20 protein-coding genes are annotated in these 22190 nt (G+C 59.9%); 15 read left to right on the top strand and 5 right to left on the bottom strand.

All coding sequences use genetic code 11. The annotated features are described in order from the left end of the window. Nucleotides 1-42 precede the first annotated feature (42 nt). Entirely contained in the window at nucleotides 43-1914 is a 1872-nt protein-coding gene (gene glmS, locus ACLQ8T_RS11510; protein WP_204722616.1) for a glutamine--fructose-6-phosphate transaminase (isomerizing), read from the bottom strand. Nucleotides 1915-2081: 167 nt separating this feature from the next. Between glmS and coaA the strand changes: the two genes are divergently transcribed. The 7 genes from coaA (at nucleotide 2082) to tsaD (ending at nucleotide 7690) form a co-directional block, all read left to right on the top strand. Then, on the top strand, nucleotides 2082-3041 hold the full coding sequence (gene coaA / locus ACLQ8T_RS11505) for a type I pantothenate kinase (protein WP_204723297.1): 960 nt from the start codon (nucleotides 2082-2084) through the stop codon (nucleotides 3039-3041). Nucleotides 3042-3150: 109 nt separating this feature from the next. Then, nucleotides 3151-3549, top strand: a complete 399-nt coding sequence (gene mscL / locus ACLQ8T_RS11500; protein WP_413454710.1) for a large conductance mechanosensitive channel protein MscL — start codon at nucleotides 3151-3153, stop codon at nucleotides 3547-3549. A 175-nt stretch (nucleotides 3550-3724) separates the two neighbouring features. Continuing rightward, nucleotides 3725-4894 (top strand): alanine racemase, encoded by a 1170-nt coding sequence (gene alr / locus ACLQ8T_RS11495; RefSeq protein WP_413454709.1) that lies wholly within the window; start codon nucleotides 3725-3727, stop codon nucleotides 4892-4894. Next, complete coding sequence (gene tsaE, locus ACLQ8T_RS11490) at nucleotides 4887-5465, top strand: tRNA (adenosine(37)-N6)-threonylcarbamoyltransferase complex ATPase subunit type 1 TsaE (RefSeq protein WP_413454708.1); 579 nt, start codon at nucleotides 4887-4889, stop codon at nucleotides 5463-5465. Before alr ends, tsaE begins: the two co-directional genes overlap by 8 nt. After that, nucleotides 5458-6135 carry a tRNA (adenosine(37)-N6)-threonylcarbamoyltransferase complex dimerization subunit type 1 TsaB gene (gene tsaB / locus ACLQ8T_RS11485; RefSeq protein WP_413454707.1) on the top strand — a complete coding sequence of 226 codons (678 nt, stop codon included), beginning with the start codon at nucleotides 5458-5460 and terminating at the stop codon, nucleotides 6133-6135. Before tsaE ends, tsaB begins: the two co-directional genes overlap by 8 nt. After that, on the top strand, nucleotides 6132-6623 hold the full coding sequence (gene rimI / locus ACLQ8T_RS11480; RefSeq protein WP_413454706.1) for a ribosomal protein S18-alanine N-acetyltransferase: 492 nt from the start codon (nucleotides 6132-6134) through the stop codon (nucleotides 6621-6623). Before tsaB ends, rimI begins: the two co-directional genes overlap by 4 nt. Next, on the top strand, nucleotides 6620-7690 hold the full coding sequence (tsaD, locus tag ACLQ8T_RS11475; protein WP_413454705.1) for a tRNA (adenosine(37)-N6)-threonylcarbamoyltransferase complex transferase subunit TsaD: 1071 nt from the start codon (nucleotides 6620-6622) through the stop codon (nucleotides 7688-7690). The genes rimI and tsaD overlap by 4 nt, the downstream gene beginning before the upstream one ends. Nucleotides 7691-7843: 153 nt before the next feature. Here the strand turns inward: tsaD and ACLQ8T_RS11470 are convergent, their stop codons facing one another. Then, complete coding sequence (locus ACLQ8T_RS11470) at nucleotides 7844-8638, bottom strand: phosphoesterase (protein WP_413454704.1); 795 nt, start codon at nucleotides 8636-8638, stop codon at nucleotides 7844-7846. After that, nucleotides 8635-9015 carry a hypothetical protein gene (locus ACLQ8T_RS11465; RefSeq protein ID WP_413454703.1) on the bottom strand — a complete coding sequence of 127 codons (381 nt, stop codon included), beginning with the start codon at nucleotides 9013-9015 and terminating at the stop codon, nucleotides 8635-8637. Before ACLQ8T_RS11465 ends, ACLQ8T_RS11470 begins: the two co-directional genes overlap by 4 nt. Nucleotides 9016-9348: 333 nt before the next feature. On the opposite strand from ACLQ8T_RS11465, the gene ACLQ8T_RS11460 reads away from it, so the two are divergent. The 3 genes from ACLQ8T_RS11460 to ACLQ8T_RS11450 all read left to right on the top strand — a co-directional run bounded on the left by ACLQ8T_RS11460 (nucleotide 9349) and on the right by ACLQ8T_RS11450 (nucleotide 11189). Continuing rightward, nucleotides 9349-10518 (top strand): CynX/NimT family MFS transporter, encoded by a 1170-nt coding sequence (locus tag ACLQ8T_RS11460; protein WP_413454702.1) that lies wholly within the window; start codon nucleotides 9349-9351, stop codon nucleotides 10516-10518. Further along, nucleotides 10515-10664 (top strand): GntR family transcriptional regulator, encoded by a 150-nt coding sequence (locus ACLQ8T_RS11455; protein ID WP_413454701.1) that lies wholly within the window; start codon nucleotides 10515-10517, stop codon nucleotides 10662-10664. The genes ACLQ8T_RS11460 and ACLQ8T_RS11455 overlap by 4 nt, the downstream gene beginning before the upstream one ends. A gap of 66 nt (nucleotides 10665-10730) precedes the next feature. Beyond that, nucleotides 10731-11189 (top strand): FadR/GntR family transcriptional regulator, encoded by a 459-nt coding sequence (locus ACLQ8T_RS11450; protein WP_413454700.1) that lies wholly within the window; start codon nucleotides 10731-10733, stop codon nucleotides 11187-11189. A 27-nt stretch (nucleotides 11190-11216) separates the two neighbouring features. Here ACLQ8T_RS11450 and ACLQ8T_RS11445 read toward each other — a convergent pair whose 3' ends face one another. Together ACLQ8T_RS11445 and ACLQ8T_RS11440 are read right to left on the bottom strand one after the other, a co-directional pair. Then, nucleotides 11217-12359: a glutamate--cysteine ligase gene (locus tag ACLQ8T_RS11445; RefSeq protein WP_413454699.1), complete on the bottom strand. Its 1143-nt coding sequence runs from the start codon at nucleotides 12357-12359 to the stop codon at nucleotides 11217-11219. Nucleotides 12360-12514: 155 nt separating this feature from the next. After that, nucleotides 12515-13756, bottom strand: coding sequence for a THUMP-like domain-containing protein (locus ACLQ8T_RS11440; RefSeq protein WP_413454698.1), 1242 nt, complete (start codon nucleotides 13754-13756; stop codon nucleotides 12515-12517). A gap of 454 nt (nucleotides 13757-14210) precedes the next feature. Between ACLQ8T_RS11440 and ACLQ8T_RS11435 the strand changes: the two genes are divergently transcribed. From ACLQ8T_RS11435 to guaB, 5 genes are all read left to right on the top strand, one after another. After that, nucleotides 14211-15767: an amino acid permease gene (locus tag ACLQ8T_RS11435; protein ID WP_413456405.1), complete on the top strand. Its 1557-nt coding sequence runs from the start codon at nucleotides 14211-14213 to the stop codon at nucleotides 15765-15767. A 204-nt stretch (nucleotides 15768-15971) separates the two neighbouring features. Further along, nucleotides 15972-16268 carry a co-chaperone GroES gene (groES, locus tag ACLQ8T_RS11430; protein WP_013349608.1) on the top strand — a complete coding sequence of 99 codons (297 nt, stop codon included), beginning with the start codon at nucleotides 15972-15974 and terminating at the stop codon, nucleotides 16266-16268. 33 nt (nucleotides 16269-16301) lie between these two features. Continuing rightward, nucleotides 16302-17906, top strand: coding sequence for a chaperonin GroEL (gene groL, locus ACLQ8T_RS11425; RefSeq protein WP_413454697.1), 1605 nt, complete (start codon nucleotides 16302-16304; stop codon nucleotides 17904-17906). Between the two features lie 497 nt (nucleotides 17907-18403). Further along, nucleotides 18404-20557 (top strand): acyltransferase family protein, encoded by a 2154-nt coding sequence (locus ACLQ8T_RS11420; RefSeq protein WP_413454696.1) that lies wholly within the window; start codon nucleotides 18404-18406, stop codon nucleotides 20555-20557. Between the two features lie 121 nt (nucleotides 20558-20678). Then, a complete protein-coding gene (guaB, locus tag ACLQ8T_RS11415) occupies nucleotides 20679-22184 on the top strand; it encodes an IMP dehydrogenase (protein ID WP_413454695.1) in 1506 nt (501 codons plus the stop codon). Nucleotides 22185-22190: the final 6 nt, after the last annotated feature.

The raw sequence follows: 22190 nt of genomic DNA, 5'->3' as shown, positions 1-22190 counted from the left end.
CGTCCTCTAAGAGGACGCCGCATCTACTTGATACTGGGTGGATTACTCCACGGTCACCGACTTGGCCAGGTTACGTGGCTGGTCAACGTCGAAGCCCTTCGCGGATGCCAGCTCGCAAGCGAAGATCTGCAGTGGCACAGTGGCCAGCAGCGGCATCAGCAGTGTTGGGGTTTCAGGTACGTAGAAGACCCACTCGGAGAAGTCCTTGACGGCGGAATCTCCGTCTTCGGCAATAACCAGGGTCTTGGCGCCACGGGCGCGGACTTCCTGGATATTGGAGACAACCTTGGAGTGCAGCGAGTCGCGGCCACGAGTGGAAGGAACTACCACGAACACCGGCTGGCCATCGTCGATCAGCGCGATAGGACCGTGCTTCAGCTCGCCGGCGGCGAAGCCTTCGGCGTGGATGTAGGCGATTTCCTTGAGCTTCAAGGCGCCTTCCATTGCCACCGGGTAGCCGACATGGCGGCCCAGGAACAGCACGGAGTTGGCTTCCGACATGTTGCGTGCCAGATCCTTGATCTCGTCCGCACGGTCCAGGATGTCCTGGATCTTGGAAGGGATCTTGCCCAGGTCGGCAAGGATGTCCTTGATCTGGCCCTGGAACAGGTTGCCGCGCAACTGCGCCAGGTACAGTCCCAGCAGGTAGGTCGCGGTGATCTGCGCCAGGAATGCCTTGGTGGAAGCCACTGCGATTTCTGGACCAGCGTGGGTGTACAGCACCGCGTCCGACTCGCGCGGGATGGTCGATCCGTTGGTATTGCAGATCGACATGGTCTTGGCGCCCTGCTCCTTGGCGTAACGCACGGCCATCAAGGTGTCCATGGTTTCGCCGGACTGGGAGATCGATACGATCAGGGTCTTGTCGTCAACGATTGGCTCGCGGTAGCGGAACTCGTGGGAGAGCTCGACCTCGACCGGGATACGGCACCAGGACTCGATCGCGTACTTGGCAACCGAGCCGGCGTAGGCCGAAGTGCCGCAAGCAAGAACCACGATCTTGGAGATGGCAGCCAGCTCTTCCGGAGCGATTCGCAGTTCGTCCAGGGTCAGGCGGCCATCGGCGTCCGAGCGGCCCAGCAAGGTATCGGCAACAGCTGCCGGCTGGTCGAAGATTTCCTTCTCCATGAAGGATGGGAACCCGCCCTTTTCAGCGCTGGCGGCGTCCCAGTCAACGGTGAATTCCTTGCCTTCGGCAGGGTTGCCGTCGAAATCGGTGATGGAGTGGGTATCCGGGGTGATGGTGACGATCTGGTCCTGACCCAGCTCGACGGCACGACGGGTGAAGTCGATGAAGCCGGAGACATCCGAACCCAGGAAGTTCTCGCCCTCGCCCAGGCCCAGAACGAGAGGGGAATTGCGGCGGGCCGCGACGACAACGCCTGGGTGGTCCTGGTGAACGGCCAAGAGGGTGAAAGCACCTTCGAGCTGCTGAACAGCAAGCTGCATGGCGCGGGTCAAATCGCCCGCTGCCTCGGTGCTGTAGAGCTTGCCCAGGAGAGCTGCGGCAACCTCGGTATCGGTATCTGAGAGGAACTCAACGCCCTCCGCTGCCAAACCGGCCTTGATGCCGGCGAAGTTCTCAATGATTCCGTTGTGGATCATGGCAAGCTTGCCACCATCGGCCAGGTGAGGGTGAGCGTTCTGATCGCTCGGCCCACCGTGGGTTGCCCAACGGGTATGCCCAATGCCGGTCATCGACTGAGGCAAAGGAGACTCGGCAATCTCATTTTCAAGGTTGACCAGCTTGCCGGCCTTCTTCCGAGAATGAATGGCACCGTCGGCAACTACCGCGACTCCAGCCGAGTCGTAGCCACGGTATTCCAACCGACGCAAACCTTCAATTAGAACGTCGAGGGCGCCGTGATCGGCGATCTGGCTCGAGGTTCCTGCATATCCAACAATTCCGCACATGAGAAAAATCCTACCGGTTCAATCCCCATCGATGGGAATAATCGTGGCGCAGCACTCAAAATTACTTATGTCTTAGCTCACCAGGCCGCCGTATTTCACCGAAACTAATTGCCTTGTTGATCTTGCTAATTGGGATGTGGAGCATATTCTTGGCAGAATTTACCCTCGTGGAACCACACGGAACACTAGAATCATCCATCTCGCCGTTTGTTGAACTTGAACGCGAGACATGGGCGCGACTGTCCAACAAGATGGAACAGCCGCTGAACTACTCCGACATCGAACGCCTTCGCGGCCTCGGTGATCAGCTGGACCTCCAGGAGGTCCGCGACGTCTACCTGCCACTGAGTCGCCTCCTGTCGCTGTACGTGGAGGGAGCCGGTGCAACGCATCAGGCGACCACTACCTTCTTGGGTGAGCAGACCAATCGGACGCCTTTTGTCATTGGCGTCGCCGGATCCGTTGCCGTGGGAAAATCCACGACCGCTCGTGTATTGCAGGAAATGCTGCGCCGCTGGCCGCATACTCCTGATGTCCAGCTCATCACTACTGACGGTTTCTTGTACCCCAATGCGGAACTCGAGCGCCGCGGGATCATGCACCGCAAGGGTTTCCCTGAATCCTATGACCGTCGTGCATTGCTGCGCTTCGTCTCGGCAGTGAAGTCGGGTGCCCCGGAAGTCAGTGCCCCGGTGTACTCGCACCTGACCTACGACATCATCCCGGGGGAGCGCAATGTAATCCGCTCGCCGCAGGTGCTCATTGTCGAGGGATTGAACGTGCTGCAGCCGGCGCGTACTCGTTCCGATGGAACCGCAGGACTGGCGTTGAGCGACTTCTTCGACTTCTCCGTATATGTAGATGCACGTACGGCGGATATCGAAGAGTGGTACATCAAGCGATTCATGCGCCTGCGCTCGGGAGCCTTTTCCGATCCGGCGAGCTACTTCCATCGCTATTCCCAGCTCACCGATGTGGAAGCGCGGGAAACGGCGCACGGCATCTGGAAGCGCATCAACGAGCCGAATCTCAAGGAGAACGTCTTGCCCACGCGAGGACGGGCGCAATTGGTACTGCGCAAGTCAGCGGATCATTCGGTGCGACGAATGCTGTTGCGGAAAATCTAGGCTTTTCACCGGATATTTAAGCAAACGAATCCTGTGAATTTGCCGAACTATTGGAAATCGCTCCACAAAATCGTAGTGGTGCTGTGTTTTGCCTGTGTATGCTCTAACTATGCTTAAAGGTTTCCGCGATTTTATTATGAAGGGCAACGTTGTCGATCTGGCCGTTGCCGTCGTTATCGGCGCTGCCTTCGGCGCCGTCGTTACCGCTTTGGTCGACAATGTGCTGATGCCATTGATTGCCGCCCTGGTTGGTTCTCCAAGCTTCGACAGCTTCCTGTTGCTAACTATTAACGGGGTAGAGATCAAGTTTGGCGTCTTCCTGACCGCCCTGGTCAACTTCCTGCTGATTGCCGCAGCCGTTTACTTCGCATTGGTTCTGCCGATGACCAAGCTGAACGAGCACATCGCAGCGCGCCGTGCTGCAGGTGTAGAAGAACCTGAGGAAGAAGTAGACCCACAGCTGGAGCTGCTTGCCCAGATCCGCGATGAGCTGAAGACTCTTCGCTAACCCCCGAAAATCATCCGTCTTCAAGGAGCGGGTTCGAACAGCAAACTTGTTCGTACCCGCTCCTTCCGGCTTTAACCAGCCTCATGTGCCGAACTGCGCATGGGTGAACAAAGCAAGTGATTCCGAAAAGTGCGAAGATGAATGGGTGAACTCTGAAGCGCTTGAAGAAAGCAACATGACAAACAGCACCAGCAGTGCACAGGCGATTGGCTTTGAACGCCGCGCAGTCATTGACCTGTCGGCCATCCGCAACAACGTCAAGCAGATTTCTGATGTTGTGGCCCCAGCCGCAGTCATGGCCGTCGTCAAAGCTGACGCGTACGGGCACGGAGCCATCCCAGTAGCCAAAGCTGCCTTGGAAGGCGGAGCCCGGTGGATAGGTTGCGCCCATGTCACTGAAGCACTCGCCCTGCGTGACGCGGGAGTCGATGCGCCCATGGTGGTCTGGCTGCATACTGAAGACACTCCGTTCGAGGCCGCCATTGACGCCGGTCTCGACCTCGGAGTATCAGGCTGGGAGCTTGAATACGTTGCCGCCGCGGCACGTGCAGTGCAGACTCCGGCACGGATCCATATCAAGGTAGACACCGGGCTTGGCCGCAATGGCTCCACCATGGATGCCCTGCCGGATCTGCTGAACCGCGCCAGCGATTTCCAAGAAGAGGGGCTGTTGCGTGTAGTTGGCATCTTCTCCCATCTGGCGGTGGCAGATGAACCTGAGCGCCCGGAAACCGATGAACAGCTGGAACTCTTCGACAGGGCCATAGAACTAGTGGAAGCTGCCGGCTTCGATTTGGAAGTGCGCCATATCGCCAACACTCCTGGGATTCTTTCCCGACCGGATTCACATCACGAAATGGTTCGCCTGGGACTGGGCCTGTATGGCCTTAGCCCGTTTGACGGTGAATCGCCAGAGAGCTTCGGGCTGCGCCCAGCTATGACAGTGAAGACCCGGGTTGCGAATGTCAAGAAGGTTCACCCGGGGCAGGGTGTTTCCTATGGCCTGAATTACAAGACCGAAGGGGAAACCTACCTCGGCCTGATCCCCATGGGTTATGCCGATGGACTGCCAAGGATCGCAACCGGTGCTCCAGTGACTGTCAATGGGCGCACCTATCCAGTACGTGGTCGCATTGCCATGGACCAGTGCGTCATCGATTTGGGAGCAGGCATCAACCCAGAAGAATTCCTGGGAGCTGAAGCAATTATCTTCGGTGACGGCGGGCAGTCGGTTAACACCTGGGCCTACGCAGCGAACACCATCAACTACGAAGTGGTGACCCGCATTTCGCCACGTGTACCTCGCTACTACATTGAAGGCAGCTGGGGTGAGGCCGGTGAATAACCCGATATCGGAATTCTCCTGCCAGCTGGATGACCTCACCGTCACCGAAGCGATGGGCGAAGCCCTAGGCGCTCAGCTCAAGGCCGGTGACCTGGTCATCCTTACGGGTGCACTTGGAGCTGGCAAGACAACGCTGACCCAGTCGCTGGGCGTGGGACTGAACGTCCGTGAAGGAATCATCTCCCCGACGTTCGTACTGGCTCGCCAGCACCCATCACTTGGGGATGGACCCGGTCTGATCCACGTAGATGCCTACCGTCTCAAGGACCATGATGACGTTGACACCCTGGATCTTGAATCAACCTTGGCGGATTCAGTTACCGTCGTGGAATGGGGCTTGGGGAAGGTCGAACACCTTACCGATTCACGCTTGGAGATCCAGTTGGATCGCGAAGCCCTGGCCGCACCAGTCGGCAACCCATGGGAAGAAGCCGACGGGGAACTGGATGAGCCGCGGTTGTTCAGCCTGAAAGCTATCGGCCCCCGTTGGGACGAAGATGCCTTTGCCCAGCTGAAAGATTCATTGCTGTCTGCGGTTGCGGCACAGCGCACGGAAGAAAAACATGCCTAATTACTTAGCTATCGACACCTCTGCCAACGCATCGGTGGCACTAGTTGACGAAACCACCGGTTTACTTGTCGACAAGCGCGTTTCCTCCAAGGGAAACGACCAGACCGAAACCTTGTCGGCATACGTCAAGGAGCTATTGGACACCCACGGCCAAAAAGGCGAAGACCTTGCGGGCATCATCGTCGGCGTTGGTCCGGGTCCTTTCACCGGCCTGCGCGTTGGCTTGGTGGCCGCGCGTACTTTCGGATTCGTATGGCAGGTACCTGTGCACGGAGAGATGTCTCTGCATGCGCTCGCCGAGCAGGTGCTGGAGTCCGGTGATGTTCCTGCTGAATTCGTTGTCGCCTCGGACGCACGACGCAAAGAAGTCTACTGGGCAAGCTATGACAATTCCGGAACCATGGTTGATGGACCGCATGTTTCAGCAGCGTCAGCTCTTCCGGCGTTGCCAGTTTTCGGTGTCGGGGCCGGCATCTACGTCGAGCAGCTTGAGGAAGCCGGTGCCAAGCCAATGCCTGAGTCCTTCGAATGGATTGCCGACGCCGGCTTCCTGGCCCGCCGGGCATTGCGCGACCTCGCTGGAGGCATGGACCTCTCAGATACTTCGCCTCAGTATCTGCGCGAATCCGATGCGCAGGTTCCTGCCTTCATGAAGCAGGCCAAGGCGTGAGCGAGCAGCACGAGGTTCTCCTGCGCCGAATGCAGCCAGATGATCTGCAAGCCGTCCATGATCTTGAGCAGCAGCTTTTTCCCGAGGATGCATGGCCGCTTGCCGGTTTCGAATCCGAGCTGGCGCAGCGCGATACCCGCACCTACTGGGTCTATGAAGACGCTGGTCGAGTTGTCGGCTATGCAGGGCTTTGCGTGGTCTTGCCGATAGCCGATGTCCAGACCATAGCCCTGCACCCGGATTACCAAGGCCGGGGCTTGGGCCGCAAGCTCTTGTCATTGCTCATCCAGACGGCCGGTGAGAAAAATGCACTGGATGTGATGCTCGAAGTTCGCTTTGACAACCCCACCGCCATTGGCCTGTATGAATCCTTTGGATTCACCACTATCCACCGCCGCAATGGGTACTACAAGGGCGGGGTCGATGCACTAATTATGAGACTCCCGCTGGATGCACAGCAGGGACAAGAGGAAGAACGCAACGCATGAGCTTCAACGAACCCGTAGTACTAGGCATTGAGTCCTCCTGCGACGAAACCGGCGTAGGCATCGTGCGCGGCAACAAGCTTCTGGCCAACGCTGTCTCCAGTTCCATGGATGAACACGTGCGCTATGGCGGAGTGATTCCAGAGATCGCAGCGCGTGCACACCTGGAAGCCTTTGTGCCCACCCTGCAGTCAGCTCTGGACACCGCGGAACTGACTCTTGATGACATTGACGCCATTGCCGTGACCAGCGGTCCAGGCCTGGCCGGTGCTCTGATGGTTGGCGTTTCGGCAGCCAAGGCTCTGGCGTTGGCTACAGGGAGGCCGTTGTACGGGATCAACCACCTGGTTGCCCACGTAGGCGTAGGTGTGCTCGAAGGAACCGTATTGCCACCGACCTTCGGAGCTTTGCTGGTCTCGGGCGGGCATACCGAAATCTTGAAAGTCACGTCGCTGACCAACGATGTGCAGCTGCTGGGCTCCACGATTGATGATGCGGCCGGCGAAGCCTATGACAAGACTGCTCGTCTGCTGGGCCTAGGGTACCCCGGCGGGCCAGCCATCGACAAAGCAGCCAAGGACGGAGACCGCAAGGCATTCCGCTTCCCTCGCGGCTTGTCTTTGCCGAAGTTCGTCGGCAGCGCCGAGAACCCTGGCAAGCACCGCAACAACTTCTCGTTCTCAGGGCTCAAGACTGCTGTAGCCCGCTGCGTAGAGCACTTCGAAGCTAGTGGCGAAGAGATCCCAACTGCCGATATTGCTGCGTCCTTCCAGGAAGCAGTCGTGGATGTCATTACTTCGAAGGCTGTGCGTGCCATGCAAGAGCAGGGCCTGAAGACCTTGCTCCTAGGCGGGGGAGTGGCAGCTAATACCCGCCTGCGCGAATTGCTGGCAGCTCGTTGCACCTCGGCGGGAATCGAACTCGTGGTTCCGCCGTTCAGCCTCTGCACGGATAATGGCGGCATGGTCGCGGCGCTCGGCGCACAGTTGGTCGCTGATGGTGTGGCTCCGTCGGGCCTGGATTTCGCTACCGACTCGTCGCAGCCGGTAACGCAGATCACCTTGCGTTAAGCGCAGATCTGCATTTCTTAGAACCGGATACTCGTACTGGTCCTATAGTGCCTGGGAGGCTTAGGCCAATACCGGTACGTCATTATGCCTATGCTTTTCGGTTTCTGATGACCTGATGCACGCTGATTAATCAGCGTGCAGCAGGTCTCACTGTTATGGAAGAGGAAGCGGCTCGTAGATCGGCTGGGCCGTGGTGCCCATATCGATGCCCAGATCCTTGGCAAAGATGGTGCGGGTTCCGGTGTAGACCCCGTCCTTATTCTCGTCGAGTTCGAAGACGCGGGCGCCACGAAGCTCGTGGTTCTCGGTACCGCCTAATCCGTAGGTGCCGAATCCGGTACCTGGCGCGTAGCCCAGCTCGATGCCGTAGTAGTCGCCCTTGAAAGTGTTGATGTGGTCGTGGCCGCAGTACACGCCACGCACATCTCCGCGTTCCTGCAGAGCAGTGAACATGCCCGAGTTGAACGCTGCGGTGTAGATGCCCTCGTTCTTGACTCCCTCGATGGAGTGCTTCTTGACGGCCTTCTCATGGTCGGCATCATTCGAAGTGAACTGGGCTCCGTACCACATGTGATGGTGCTCCCACAGCGGGATGTGGAAGAACATCAAGGACTGGACCTTGCCGTAGCGTGATTCGGTGACCTTGGAGGCGTCGCGGTACCACGCGATCTGCTCCGGACGGATCCAGTCGTAGGACATGAGTCCTTCGAAATCCTGGCCGCCAATGGCATCTGGCGCGTAGCGATTCGAGTCGAGCAGCCAAATGCCGAAGGCTGGCTTGGCGTTCTTGGACGAGGCGAGCAAAAGCTGGGAGTTCGACTCGCCCTGGATCTTGTCATTCTTCGCGTTGACGTTGAACTTGTACCCGTGAATGAAATCGAGGATCTTGGCATCGGACATATTCGTGCCGTTGGGCATCGAATCCTCGTCATGGTTGCCAAAAGTCAAAGCCCAGGGATGCCCCGCGATTCCATTGGCTGCACCACGTTGTTGATAGCTTGCTTGACCTCAGTGACGGTTTTCGGCGAACCGTTGATGACGTCGCCGTTGATGAGTGCGAAGCCCGGCTTCTCGGTATCGAGCACCTTGTTCATCAGTTCAAGCGTCCGTCGGTCGGTGCGTGGCCCATCCTGGGTGTCATTGAACTGGACGATCTTGAATTTGCCGTCGGCAGAGAACTTGAGCTTCGGGGCAGATGCCGTGGACTTCCTGGCTGGAGCAGCAGCAGCTGCTGCGGTGCCGCTGGCGGCGAGAAGTCCGGTAATCGCGGCTGTGGTGCTGCCAATCAATACTCCACGGCGGGGGACAGGCGACGAAGTGCTCAAAGAACTGCCTTTCAGATGAAATTAGTAGCCAGCTGCAAAGTAGACTGGCTGATAACTCCTAGAGCGTATGGATGCCTAGTGGCCTGTTGGTGAACATTGGTAGTCCGCATGCATTGTTGTGCATAAATAAAATGGGCGAACTTGCGTCTTTCGGGCTTGTGCCGGTTCGAACGTGGAACGAGTCACATGATTAGCTAAGCTAAACATCAAACGTCTAATCTTTAAAATTGATCGACAACTCCTCTGAATCAGTGCTTCCTCCAGTGGCCAGCGTTCCACGCAAATCCCCATGGCTGGCTGGCTGGTGCACTCGCTGTAGCAGCCGTTATTCTCGTGGGGCTGAACCTGCGCATGGGCATTGCCGCGGCATCGCCGCTATTCCATGACCTGCAGGAGATGATGGGGTACGGGACGTTCGTCGCTTCGTTGCTGCCCACCATCCCGGTTTTGTGCTTTGCCGTAGCTGGCGCGGCAACGAGCCTGGTGATCCGCTGGACCGGCCTGGAACTGGGCATAGCGCTGTCCTTGCTGCTGCTCACCGGAGGCCTCACCCTGCGTGTTGTCGATTCAACTTGGGCTTTGCTGGCGGGCACAGTTGTGGGCATGTGCGGCTTGGCCATCTGCAAAGTGGCGATGCCATCGTTCATCCGCGAGCACCACAGGAATCGTGCTGCGTCGATGACTGCTGCCTACACGACAACCATGTCCATTGGCGCGACGCTGGCCTCGGCGGTCAGCGTTCCACTGGCGGTCCAGGCAGGTTCTCCGACAACCGCCTTGGCCTTGTGGGCTATTCCCGCAGGCATGGCTTTGCTGGTCATGGTGCCGCTTTCCATTTCCTGGAAGGGTTCAGCCGGTGAAAAAGGCGCGCATGTTTCCCCGTGGCCGTTGCTGGCCACACGCAAGGGCTTGCTGTTCACCGCTGTTTTCGCCCTCCAGTCGCTGCTGGTCTACACCGTGGTCAGCTGGCTGCCGCACATTCTCATTTCGCGCGGGTTGGAGTCAGTTGATGCCGGATTGATGCTGGGCATCGTGCAGGGCGTCAGCATTCCGGCCGTCATGATCATGCTCTGGATGGCGTCGAAGCCGGATTTGCTGCGCAGTGCCTTCCTGCTGACGACCAGTTGCTCTGTCCTTGGCTTTATCGCGTTGCTGCTGTTGCCAGTGGAGCTGTCCCTGATCAGCTCGATCCTCTTCGGTCTGGGTTTCGGGGTGTTCCCGCTGGTGATGCTCATGATCAGCCGCAGCGGCGGCAGCGCAGCGGAAACCACGGCACTGTCCACCGTGGCCCAATCTGTCGGTTACTTGCTTGCGGCGATCGGCCCTTTCGCACTGGGACTCATGCAAGGCGCGTTGGGGTCGTGGACGGCTGGCTTGGTGATCATCCTCGGCTTCTCCGTGATGCAGCTGTTGTTCTGCTTCAAGCTCGGCGGCTTGCGTACCGAAACCGATGACCACCAGTTGATCGAAGTTGACAGCGAAGCCGAAGTGGAGCGCTCATGAGCAAGACTCCGTTGCGTCCGCCGCTGTCCGAAGAAGTCGGAGCGAAGTTGCAGGCCGCCGTAGCCCAAGGCCGGTGGAAGGTCGGGGAACGGATACCGGCAGAGCCCGAGCTGATGGCTGAAATGGGTGTCTCCCGGGGGACCTAGCGCGAAGCCATCAAGGCGCTGGCTAGTACTGGCATCTTCGAGGTTCGCCGCGGTGATGGGACCTATGTGCGTGCGACCAGCGAGATCAGCGGCACCGCTCAACGCGTATTCCGAGACCACTCAGACCAGGACGTGCTCCAGGTGCGCTTCGCCCTCGATACCCAGTCGGCCCGGCTCGCAGCGAAAGCTGCTGATGCGAAAGTCATCGAAAAGCTGCGCACGTTGCTGATCCAGCGAAGCGAGGCGTGGGAAGCCCGGGACTATCCGGCCTGGGCGCAAGCCGATTGGAAGTTCCGTTTGGAAGTGGCGCGTGCGTCCGGAGTTCCGCTGATGAGCGAGATCTATGAGAGCTTCGGGGATGTCTTCCACGGAACCAAGATGGTCCAGCGGCTTTCCGATGGATTCGATGGCTGCCTGCACGAGGGCCACGAATCATTGGTGGACGCAATCCAGGCAGGCGACCCTGAAGCCGCCGCCAGAACCGTCATCAAGAACCTCGACTACTGCATGAGCTGGATGCCGTAATTTGCTACCGCTGCGATGCTGCCCAAGCTAGACGGCCTTCATGCGGCGCACGTTTTCCTGCACCACGGCCTTGAAGTCACCGCCGGATGCCGCAAAGGTATTGCGCTGCAGCTGGTATTCGGCACCGCGCTCAATCAAGCGGATGATGCCCTGCAATTCTTCGGAGCATCCCAGCTGCTCGGCGATCGGCCCCAGTCGCTTGACCTCTGAGCGCAGGTGGTCGGTCACCAGCATCTCATCGCCCTGCGCATTGAGGATGATGATGGCATCCAGGCCGTAGCGGGCGGCGCGCCACTTGTTCTCCACACGGAACCAGGCTGGCATGACCGGAATCTTATAGCCGGCTTCGATGGACAGCGACATATCGTGCACGAGGCACTGGGTTAGCGCGGTGATCGCGGCAATGTCCTCCAGCGAGCTGACGCCATCGCAGATGCGCATTTCCACGGTGCCCAAACGCGGCACCGGTCGCACATCCCAACGGATTTCCGAGACATCGTCAATGACTCCGGTGTGCAGCATGTCTGCCACATGGGCTTCGTACTCGGACCACGAATCGAAGTGGAAAGGAATCCCTGCCGCCGGCAGCTGCTGGAACATCAGCGAGCGCTGCGATGCGTAGCCGGTGTCTTCCCCGCCCCAGTAGGGGCTGGAAGCGCTGAGGGCCTGGAAATGCGGCTGGTAGTTGATCAGCCCGTCGGTGATGGGCAGAGCCTTCTCGCGGTCATCGAGTCCCACATGAACGTGCACGCCGTAGATCACCATCTGCCGTCCCCACCACTGGGTACGGTCAATCAGCTTGGCGTAGCGATCCTTGTCCGTCACGGGCTGCAAGGTCGGTGCGGCAAACGGATGCGAACCGGCAGAGTACAAGTCCACCCCGTGATTGCCCGCTACCTCGTTGAGCATGCGCACATTGGTGCGCAGTTCCTCGGCCGCATCGGCCACGGTGGTGTGGACGCCGGTGACTACCTCGACGGTATTCATCAGCAGCTCCGGCTTCACCGTGGGATGCTCTTCACCATGGTCGAGGCCGGCCTCGTCCTTGAGCTGGTTGAGAATGTTCTCGGCAACCGAGCACAAGTCCGCATTCTCGCGATTGACCAAGGCGATTTCCCACTCGACACCGATAGTGGATTGGGAAGACTGGACGAACTCGATTTTCTGCACGGCGCTCCTATTGATGACATCTCGGACGGAATGCTCCGGAGCCGAACAAGACGGATGGAACATGCACCGATTCCCCGGTGTTTCTCCATATTCATTGTATGTATTGCGCCGCTCCCGCCAGGACAATCTTCCGGTGGGACCTGCGTCACCCCAGATTAGTGCGGGATGACCTCGAATGCTACGCGTTTCTCTCCGAGGCGGGCCAAGATCAGCGTGGCCTTGTTCTTGGCACTCTTGGGAGAGCCTGCCAGTAGAATGCGCCGCAGTTCTTCCGGAGTGACATCGACTCCGCGCTTCTTGATATCCAGCGTGCCGATGCCGTTTGATTTCACCCAGCTGCGCAGCTTCTTCACGTTGTAGTCGTGGACTGCCAGGACTTTGTAGCCGCGCGCAAACGGCGTGGAAATCTGCTGCTCATGGGTGAAGTAGGCGATATGCTCATCGAGCAGATGGCCGCCAGTCTGCTCCAACAGCGTCGAAATCAGGTGTGAGCGGATGACTGCGCCATCGGGTTCGTAGATGTGCGCTTCCAAGTCGCCTACCGGTGCTGGCTGGTCATTCTCTGCCGTTTCAGCACTGGACAATTCGTGGGCGCCGTCCTTGTCGATCACCAGCGCGGCACGGGCAATGTCCTTGCGCTTCAGCTTGCCGAACCAGAGGCAGGCCTCGATGACCGAGCCGTGGTCGGAGATCCAGACCGCCTCGGCATTCGCCGGGATCGCTTCATGAGGAAGGCCAGGGCCCAGCTTCACTCCGACATCCAGCCCCGAGTCCACCAGTTTCTCCACGAAAGACAGAGGAGGGGAGAACGCCTCGGGGTCGAAAAGCCGACGGGTGCTCCCTTTCACGTCGGTGCGCCGTGCGGGATCCAGCCAGACACCATCAATGCCCGTCAGATCCGTATCCTCGGCACTTCCGTGAATCACTTTGGCGTTGTCAAAAGGCATCAGGTTCAAGGTTGTGGCGGCCGCAGTCGTTTCATCCAGCTCAACGGCGGTGACCTGCAGTCCTGCGCTGGCCAGTGCAATCGAATCGGTGCCGATGCCGCATCCGAGGTCGGCCACATGGGTGGATCCGGCATTCGTGTAGCGACGGGCATGCAGCCCGGCAATGGTCAGGCGGGTCGCCTGCTCCAATCCGGCCGGGGTCAGGACCAGTGAATCGGCGAATGGGCCGAATTTCACCCGCGCCCTGAATCGCAGCTCGGCCTGGGCCATGACGGCGCGGACAATCTTGGGGTCGTGGCCCTCTTTGCGCAGCTTCTCATTCAGCGTCCAAGCGGCATCCTTTGTAGCCACCATGGATGGATCGATGGTGGAAAGCAGCTTCCAGCCATCTTCCGAAAGCAGAGCGGCGAATTGTTCATTCAGCGTGGAGTCATTTGAAGCCTGGGCCATGACCCAAGACTATCGTCGATGAGCCTCGGGCGTGTCCGGGCATCGCAGTGCGTCCAGCTCGCGACGAACGTGATCTATGTGACAAAAGCGCGTCATATTCGAAATTCGCAGAATCACCGGGAAGGCATTGCCACGACTCGGTACGCGGGCGGGGAGCACCTGGGAAAAAGCATCTTGAAGCTGGAGGATCTGAAAACCGAAACTCGCTAGTGAAAGGAATGCTTTTTCATGAGTATTAAATTGGTTAGAAAGCCTAACCCTTTTTGCCATCTGGTGTATCCAACTAACAAGTAGTGCTCTCGCTGTTCTACAGTTCACCGTCGCCGTGCACCGGTTATCGGGACCGCGGAGCAGTATTGCCGGCAAGCGGGCAACTACCTTCCGCAAAACGTGAAGTGATCCGCGTCGCATTCCGTCGCGCGACTGGTGTTGTATGGCACCTGTGATGAAACCTATGCAGCGAACGACAACGACGTCGACTATCGACCAAAAGACCGCGGCCGTTGCGCCGGGGGATCCGGCGCCTCTGGCCCAGAACCAGCTCAAGCGAGGCATGAGCAGCCGCCACCTGCAGATGATCGCCATTGGCGGATCCATCGGCACCGGGCTGTTCGTGGCCTCGGGCGGCACGATTGCCCAGGCGGGACCCGGCGGCGCATTGCTGGCCTATGCGGCCGTAGGACTCATGGTGTACCTGCTCATGCAGTCCCTGGGCGAGATGACCGCGAAGATCCCGGTGGCAGGATCTTTCCAGACCTTCGCCACCCGCTTCGTCTCTCCGTCCTTCGGATTCGCCATTGGCTGGAACTACTGGTTCAACTGGGCCATCACCGTCGCGGCGGAACTGGTCGCGGCCGGCATCGTGATGAGCTTCTGGCTGCCCGATGTTCCCGGTTGGGTCTGGGCCGGAGTCTTCCTGGTTGCGCTGACCGCCTTGAACGCGCTGTCTGCCAAGGCTTTCGGAGAGGGCGAGTTCTGGCTCGCCCTGATCAAGGTGGCCACCGTCATCGCCTTCCTGGCCGCCGGCGTGCTGATGATTTTCGGCATCCTCGGATCGCACGCCGATCCGCTGGCGAACTGGCGCGAAGGCAAGGATGTTTTCCATGGCGGTTGGCTGTCCATCGTCTCGGTCTTCATGATTGCCGGTTTCTCCTTCCAGGGCACCGAGCTGGTGGGTGTAGCCGCCGGCGAGGCCAAGGATCCACGCCGCGAAGTGCCCAAGGCCATCCGCCGGGTGTTCTGGCGCATCATGCTCTTCTACATTGGCGCCATCTTCATCATCGGCTGCCTGATTCCCTTCACCGACCCGAGCCTGCTGGCCAGCGGCGAAGCGGATGTGGCGTCCTCGCCGTTCACCCTGGTCTTCGAGCGGGCCGGCATCGCCTTTGCCGCGGCTGCCATGAATGCCGTCATCCTCACCGCCATCCTGTCAGCCGGCAATTCCGGGCTCTACGCGTCGACCCGCATGCTCTATGCCATGGCCCATGACGGCAAGGCGCCGAAAATCTTCGGGCGCACCAACTCTCGCGGCGTGCCGATCATGGCGCTGCTGGCCACCGCGGCGGTCGGCCTGTTCGGATTCCTCACCGCGCTGGTGGGCCAGGGTGCGGCCTATACCTGGCTGCTGAACGTCTCGGGCCTGTGCGGATTCATCGTCTGGGTGGGCATCGCCGTCTCCCATTACCGGTTCCGCCGCGGCTACCTCGCGCAGGGCTACAGCGCAAAGGACCTGCCCTATGTGGCCCCGCTCTTCCCGCTGGGACCGATAGTGGCATTCCTGATGCTCATCGCCGTGATCATCGGGCAGAACTACCAAGCGGTGCTGGCTGGCCATGGGCTTGAAGTGCTTTCGGCCTATATCGGCTTGCCGTTGTTCCTCGGGTTGTGGCTGGTGCATCGTATGGTGACCAAGTCCAAGCTGGTCAAGCTCACCGACATGGATCTTAATGCTCCGGAGGACATCGAGGAGTCCGCGGCTGTGCGCTCTGCGCGAACCGGTATGAAGAACTAGGGCAATGATTAGCACTCGCCTTGACCGAGTGCTAATGCTCGTCCTAAAGTCATGTGTGGGTGTCGCATTGGAAGTTGCATCTGCAGCTTGCAGCGTGGCACACCGCCTGACTGGATACCACCAACTGGCACCGCGACGACGGTTGGTCCAATGCCATAGGGCGCACCCCTACAACCATTGGTTCATACACGAAAAGGAGAGACCATGTCTGTCTCCATCAAGCCGCTCGAAGACCGCATTGTCATCAAGCAGGTCGAAGCCGTAACCACCACCGCTTCGGGCCTGGTCATCCCAGACTCCGCTAAGGAAAAGCCGCAGGAAGGCACCGTAGTTGCAGTAGGCCCAGGCCGCATCGACGACAACGGCAACCGCATTCCTCTGGACGTTGCTGAAGGCGACGTAGTCCTGTACTCGAAGTACGGCGGAACCGAGGTCAAGGTCGGCAACGAAGAGTACCTGGTGCTCTCGGCTCGCGACGTACTGGCAGTCGTCGTAAAGTAACGCCAACCTCTCTAAAGTTTCAGGAGAAAATGCATGGCTAAGCAGCTAGCATTCAACGAGGATGCGCGACGCGCCCTCGAAGCGGGCATCGATAAGCTCGCAAACACGGTGAAGGTCACCCTCGGCCCACGCGGCCGCAACGTGGTGCTTGCCAAGACCTGGGGCGCCCCGACCATCACCAATGACGGTGTCACCATTGCGCGTGAGATCGATCTGGAAGATTCATACGAGAACCTTGGCGCGCAGCTGGCCAAGGAAGTAGCCACCAAGACCAATGACGTAGCAGGCGACGGCACCACCACCGCCACCGTGCTCGCCCAGGCCCTGGTCAAGGAAGGCCTGAAGAACGTCGCCGCTGGCGCCGCTCCGGGCGATGTCCGCAAGGGTATTGAACTGGCTGTCGAGATCGTCTCTGACGCACTGGCAGCAAACGCCGTGGCCGTCGAGGACAAGGTCGCCAACGTTGCCGCGATCTCCGCGCAGTCGGATGAAATCGGCGAACTGCTGGCCAAGGCCTTCAAGACCGTGGGCACCGATGGCGTAATCACCATCGAAGAGTCCTCGACTACCGCCACCGAGCTGTTCCTGACCGAGGGCATGCAGTTCGACAAGGGCTACCTCTCGCCGCAGTTCATCACCGACCAGGAGCGCCAGGAAGTTGTCCTGGAAGACGCACTGGTCCTGATCAACCCGGGCAAGATCTCCACCGTGGCAGAATTCCTGCCGTTGCTGGAAAAGGTCCTGGAAGCGAAGAAGCCGCTGCTGATCATCGCCGAGGACGTCGAGGGCGAAGCCCTGTCCACCTTGGTGGTCAACAAGCTGCGTGGCCTGCTGAACGTGGTAGCCGTCAAGGCCCCGGGCTTCGGCGACCGCCGCAAGGCCATGATGCAGGATCTGGCCATCCTCACCGGTGCCCAGGTTGTCTCCCCGGAACTGGGCCTGTCCCTGGACCAGGTTGGCACCGAGGTGCTCGGCTCGGTACGCCGCGTGACCGTCACCAAGGATTCCACCACCATCGTTGATGGCGCTGGCACCGACGAGGATGTGGCAGAGCGCGTAGCCCAGCTGAAGGCTGAGCTGAACCGCACCGATTCGGAGTGGGACCGCGAGAAGCTCTCCGAGCGTCTGGCCAAGCTGTCCGGCGGCATCGGCGTAATCAAGGTGGGCGCTTCCACCGAGGTCGAGCTGAAGGAACGCAAGCACCGCATCGAGGACGCAGTGTCCTCGACTCGTGCGGCGCTGGAAGAAGGCATCGTTGCCGGTGGCGGTACCGCCCTGGTTGACGCGCTGGCTTCGCTGGATACCGATGCCCGCATCGCGGCCACCGAAGGCGACGTAGCAGCAGGCGTAGCGATTGTCCGCCGTGCCCTGGTGCAGCCACTGTTCTGGATCGCTACCAACGCAGGCTTCGACGGTTCGGTAGTTGCCTCCAAGGTCGCAGAGTCCGGCGCCAACGAAGGCTTCAATGCCAAGACCGGTGTCTACGAGAACCTGTTGCACGCAGGCGTCATCGACCCGGTCAAGGTCACCCGTTCGGCACTGCGCAACGCAGCGTCGATCGCGGCCTTGGTGCTGACCACCGAGACCCTGGTGGCCGAGAAGGCCGAAGAAGCAGACGAAGAAGCGCACAGCCACTAAGGCCAAGCGCCAAGCGCGGGACCAGTTTCCCGTGCGCGAAAGCCGTCGCCGGGACCAGCCTCATGCTGGTTCCGGTGGCGGCTTTTTCACGTTGCCTGCAAATAGCGAGACAGGTTGGAAAGTATGGAGCTGGAAAAGCACGCCGGTCCAAGCTGTGGCCAGGTAGTATTCTTGGCCAAGCTTTGAGCGGAGCGCCATGCATCTGGCAGAGTACATGCATCTTCCTGTCCTGAGCCGTAGCAACTGCCTTTTCGGCATCCCAATTGCGCCGCGTCGGGCCCAAGGCAAATTGCGCCATTGCATGATGGATCAGCCCGCGATGCGTGGTTTTGAGCATGAACCGCCGGAATTCCGGTGACATTTTCCAAGGAACCGCAACTAAACCATCACAAGTCAGCAGTATGGGAGCTTTCAGCGTTAGTGGCAGAACACGTGCGGAAAGCGCTAGACGGGGAAGAACGCATGGTGCGGATTGATAAGATGGTTCGTTGTCTGACGTGATTCGAGAAGAAAGCGCCGAGGACAATTACCTGTCCCCGACGAAAGCGCAGCCAGTGAGCCAAACCTTGGATCAGTCTCGGACAAGCACCCAGCGTGCCGGTTTCCGAGTTGATTTGCAGGGACTTCGCGCCCTCGCAGTCCTGCTGGTGATGTGCTATCACATCTGGTTCTCCCGGGTCTCTGGCGGTGTGGACATCTTCTTGATGCTCTCCGCCTTCTTCCTCACTTCTTCCACTGCCCGGCGCATTGCCCGCGGGCAGCGCCCACCTCTGCTCGATGGCTGGCTGCATCGATTCTCGCGCCTGATCCCGCAAGCGGCGGTAGTCATCATTGGCGTGGTCATCGCTGCGTGGATCATCCTGCCTAGTACGCGCTGGCTGGAGCTGATCGACCAGTCCAATGCCGCGCTGTTCTATTGGCAGAACTGGTACCTCTCGGATCACCAGGTGGACTACTACGCCTTCAACACCGCTGCCGCCTCGCCGCTGCAGCATTTCTGGTCCTTGTCGGTCCAGGGCCAGATCTTCATCATCTGGCCGCTGGTGCTCGCCGGCAGCGCACTGGTCTGGAAGAAGTTCTTCTCCCGCCGCAGCTTCGCGCTGGTAGCCGGCAGCGCCTTCGGTGCCATCTTCGTAGGCTCGCTGGCATATTCCATCCACATCACCGCCACCAACCAGCAGGTCGCGTATTTCCACACTGGCGCGCGACTGTGGGAATTCGCGCTCGGCTCGCTGCTGGCTTTGGCCTTGCCATGGCTGTCCACCCTGCCGGAGAAGATCCGCCGCATTGGCGGCTGGGCAGGACTGGTCACCGTGATCGGTAGCGGTGCCGTGCTGGATGTGCAGGGACAGTTCCCGGGCTTCATGGCGCTGGTTCCCACCGTCGCCGCCGCGCTGGTGATTGCCGCCCCGGCTCCGCGCAGCTGGGCCAACCCATCCGGCCTGCTTTCCCTGCCCCCGTTGGTCAAGCTGGGCGACCTGTCCTACGGCATGTACCTGTGGCACTGGCCCATGCTGGTCTTCTACCTTGAGGTCTCCGGCAATGAGAAGGCCTCCTTCCTGGCTGGTGCCATCCTCATCGCGGCATCCATCGGCGCCTCGTGGTGCACCACCAAGTTCATTGAGAAGCCGGCCATCGCCTGGCAGGCCAGCCCAAGCTTCTCGCGCTTGATACCGCAGGCCGGCTTCAAGCTGATCGTCCAGTTCGCGGTTGTTGCATTGGGAATTGGCGTAGCCAGCCTTCCTGTACTGGCGTGGGAGAACAACGTTGAGCACCGCCGTGCCCTGGCTGCGGCGCAGACCGATACCGACAACCCCGGTGCCAACGCGACCGAGGACTGGGATCCATCGCCTGCTGCCTTGACCTTGCCGCTGGCCACCGAACTGGATGGCGAGTGGCAGACCCCGGGCATCGCCTGCGAAGGGCCCAACGCTCCCGAGGATAAGCGGATCCACTTCTGCGAGCAGGGCGGCGACTTTGACGGGGGAGCACCGGACCTGGTACTGCTCGGCGATTCCCACATGCAGCACTGGTCTGCGGCGGCATCGGCAATGATCGAGGAAGCCGGCGGAAGCTGGATCCTGGTCTACGAGCCAGGATGCCGCTACGGTTCCGATGCGGATCGCGTGGATGAAACCTGCTCCGACTTCCAGGATGCCGCGCAGGACTATGTCGCGGATTTGGCGCCGCAAATGGTGCTGACCACCGCCAGCAAAACCGTTGCTGCCCCGGATGCCATGCTGCGCAGCCCGGGTGAGCAGGAAACCTTGGTGGACAACTACGCCGAGATGATCCAGCCGCTGCTGGATGCGGGAAGCCGCGTTATCGCGATGCGCGATACCCCGCGCTATACCTACTCCATTCCCGAATGCGTGGATTCCAATAAGGGCGAATTGGACAACTGCGATGGCTCGGCCGGCTACGCCTTGAATAGCGTGAACCCTGTAGAGCAGTTCCTGGATTCGAAGGATTACGGGAACCAGGTTGTTTCCCTCGACATGACGGGGTTGCTCTGCCCCGACGGGGTTTGCAAAGCTGTCATTGGAAATGTCCTGACGTATCTGGACGATTCGCACCTGTCCAAGACCTTCGTGCTCAGCGCCAAGCGCCAGTTCGCCACCTCCTTCAAGGAAGCAACAAACTGGGAATAAGTCACCATGGATACGGCGTGAAGCATGAGCTTGAACACAGTGCACCACGAAGGAATAACTGGAACGCCAAAAGAGCTCTACCATTTAACCAACCTCCGCTGTCGCCCCGAAAGGTTTCCACGTGACTGAGTTCAACCCCTTTGCTTTTGAAGGACTCACCTACGACGACGTTCTGCTGTTGCCTGGACCGACGGATGTGATTCCTTCGGAGGCGGACACCACCACTCGCTTCACCAAGCGCATCAACATCCAGGTGCCAATCAGCTCCGCTGCCATGGACACCGTGACCGAGGCTCCAATGGCCATTGCGCTGGCACGCCAGGGCGGCATCGGCGTGATCCACCGCAACCTGTCCATCGAGGACCAGGCTAAGCAGGTTGACCAGGTCAAGCGCAGCGAATCGGGCATGATCACCGACCCGGTCACCGTCCACCCGGGTGCCACCTTGGCCGACTGGGATGAACTGTGCGCGCAGTACCGCGTCTCCGGCCTGCCGGTAGTCGACGAGAACCGCAAGCTGATGGGCATCATCACCAACCGCGACACCCGTTTTGTTCCACGCGAGCAGTACATGACCACCAAGGTCTACGAAGTCATGACCGGCATGCCGCTGATCACGGCCAAGGAAGGCGTATCGCGCGAGACCGTTATCGAGCTGCTGTCCAAGAACCGCATCGAGAAGTTGCCGCTGATCGATGACGAGGGCAAGCTGACCGGCCTGATCACCGTCAAGGACTTCGACAAGGCAGAGCAGTACCCGTTGGCCACCAAGGACGAGGACGGCCGCCTGCGCGTAGCCGCAGCCGTGGGCTTCTTCGGCGAAGGCTACGAGCGCGCCATGACCCTGATCGACGCCGGCGTTGACGCACTGGTTGTCGACACCGCCAATGGCCACTCGGAGGGCGTGCTCGACATGATCGCCCGTCTGAAGAAGGACCCAGCCGCTGCGCACGTGGATGTCATCGGCGGCCAGGCAGCAACCTACGACGGTGCCAAGGCGCTGATCGATGCTGGTGCCGACGCGATCAAGGTCGGCGTTGGCCCAGGCTCCATCTGCACCACCCGCATTGTTGCCGGCGTGGGCGTCCCGCAGGTAACCGCGATCTACGAAGCAGCCAAGGCCGCGATTCCAGCTGGCGTGCCAGTGATCGCCGACGGCGGTCTGCAGCACTCGGGCGACATCGGCAAGGCACTGGTTGCCGGCGCCGACTCGGTCATGCTCGGCTCCCTGCTGGCAGGCACCGCAGAATCCCCGGGCGATCTGGTCTTCATGGGCGGCAAGCAGTTCAAGGCCTACCGTGGCATGGGTTCGCTGGGCGCCATGGAAACCCGCGGCAAGAACACCTCGTACTCCAAGGACCGCTACTTCCAGGCGGATGCCCCATCGAACGAGAAGCTGATTCCTGAAGGCATCGAAGGCCAGGTGCCATACCGCGGCCCGCTGTCCGCAGTCACCCACCAGCTGGTTGGCGGCCTGCGCCAGACCATGTTCTACGTTGGCGGCCGCACCGTTCCGGAGCTGAAGGCACGCGGCAAGTTCGTCCGCATCACTGCTGCAGGCCTGAAGGAATCCCACCCGCACGACATCATGATGACCGTTGAGGCTCCGAACTACCGTTCGCGCTAAACGCAT

Origin of the sequence: Glutamicibacter sp. FR1 (genome assembly GCF_047300825.1) — a bacterium.
Classification (GTDB): Bacteria; Actinomycetota; Actinomycetes; order Actinomycetales; family Micrococcaceae; genus Glutamicibacter; species Glutamicibacter nicotianae.
This window is presented reverse-complemented; position numbering and strand designations above follow the sequence as displayed.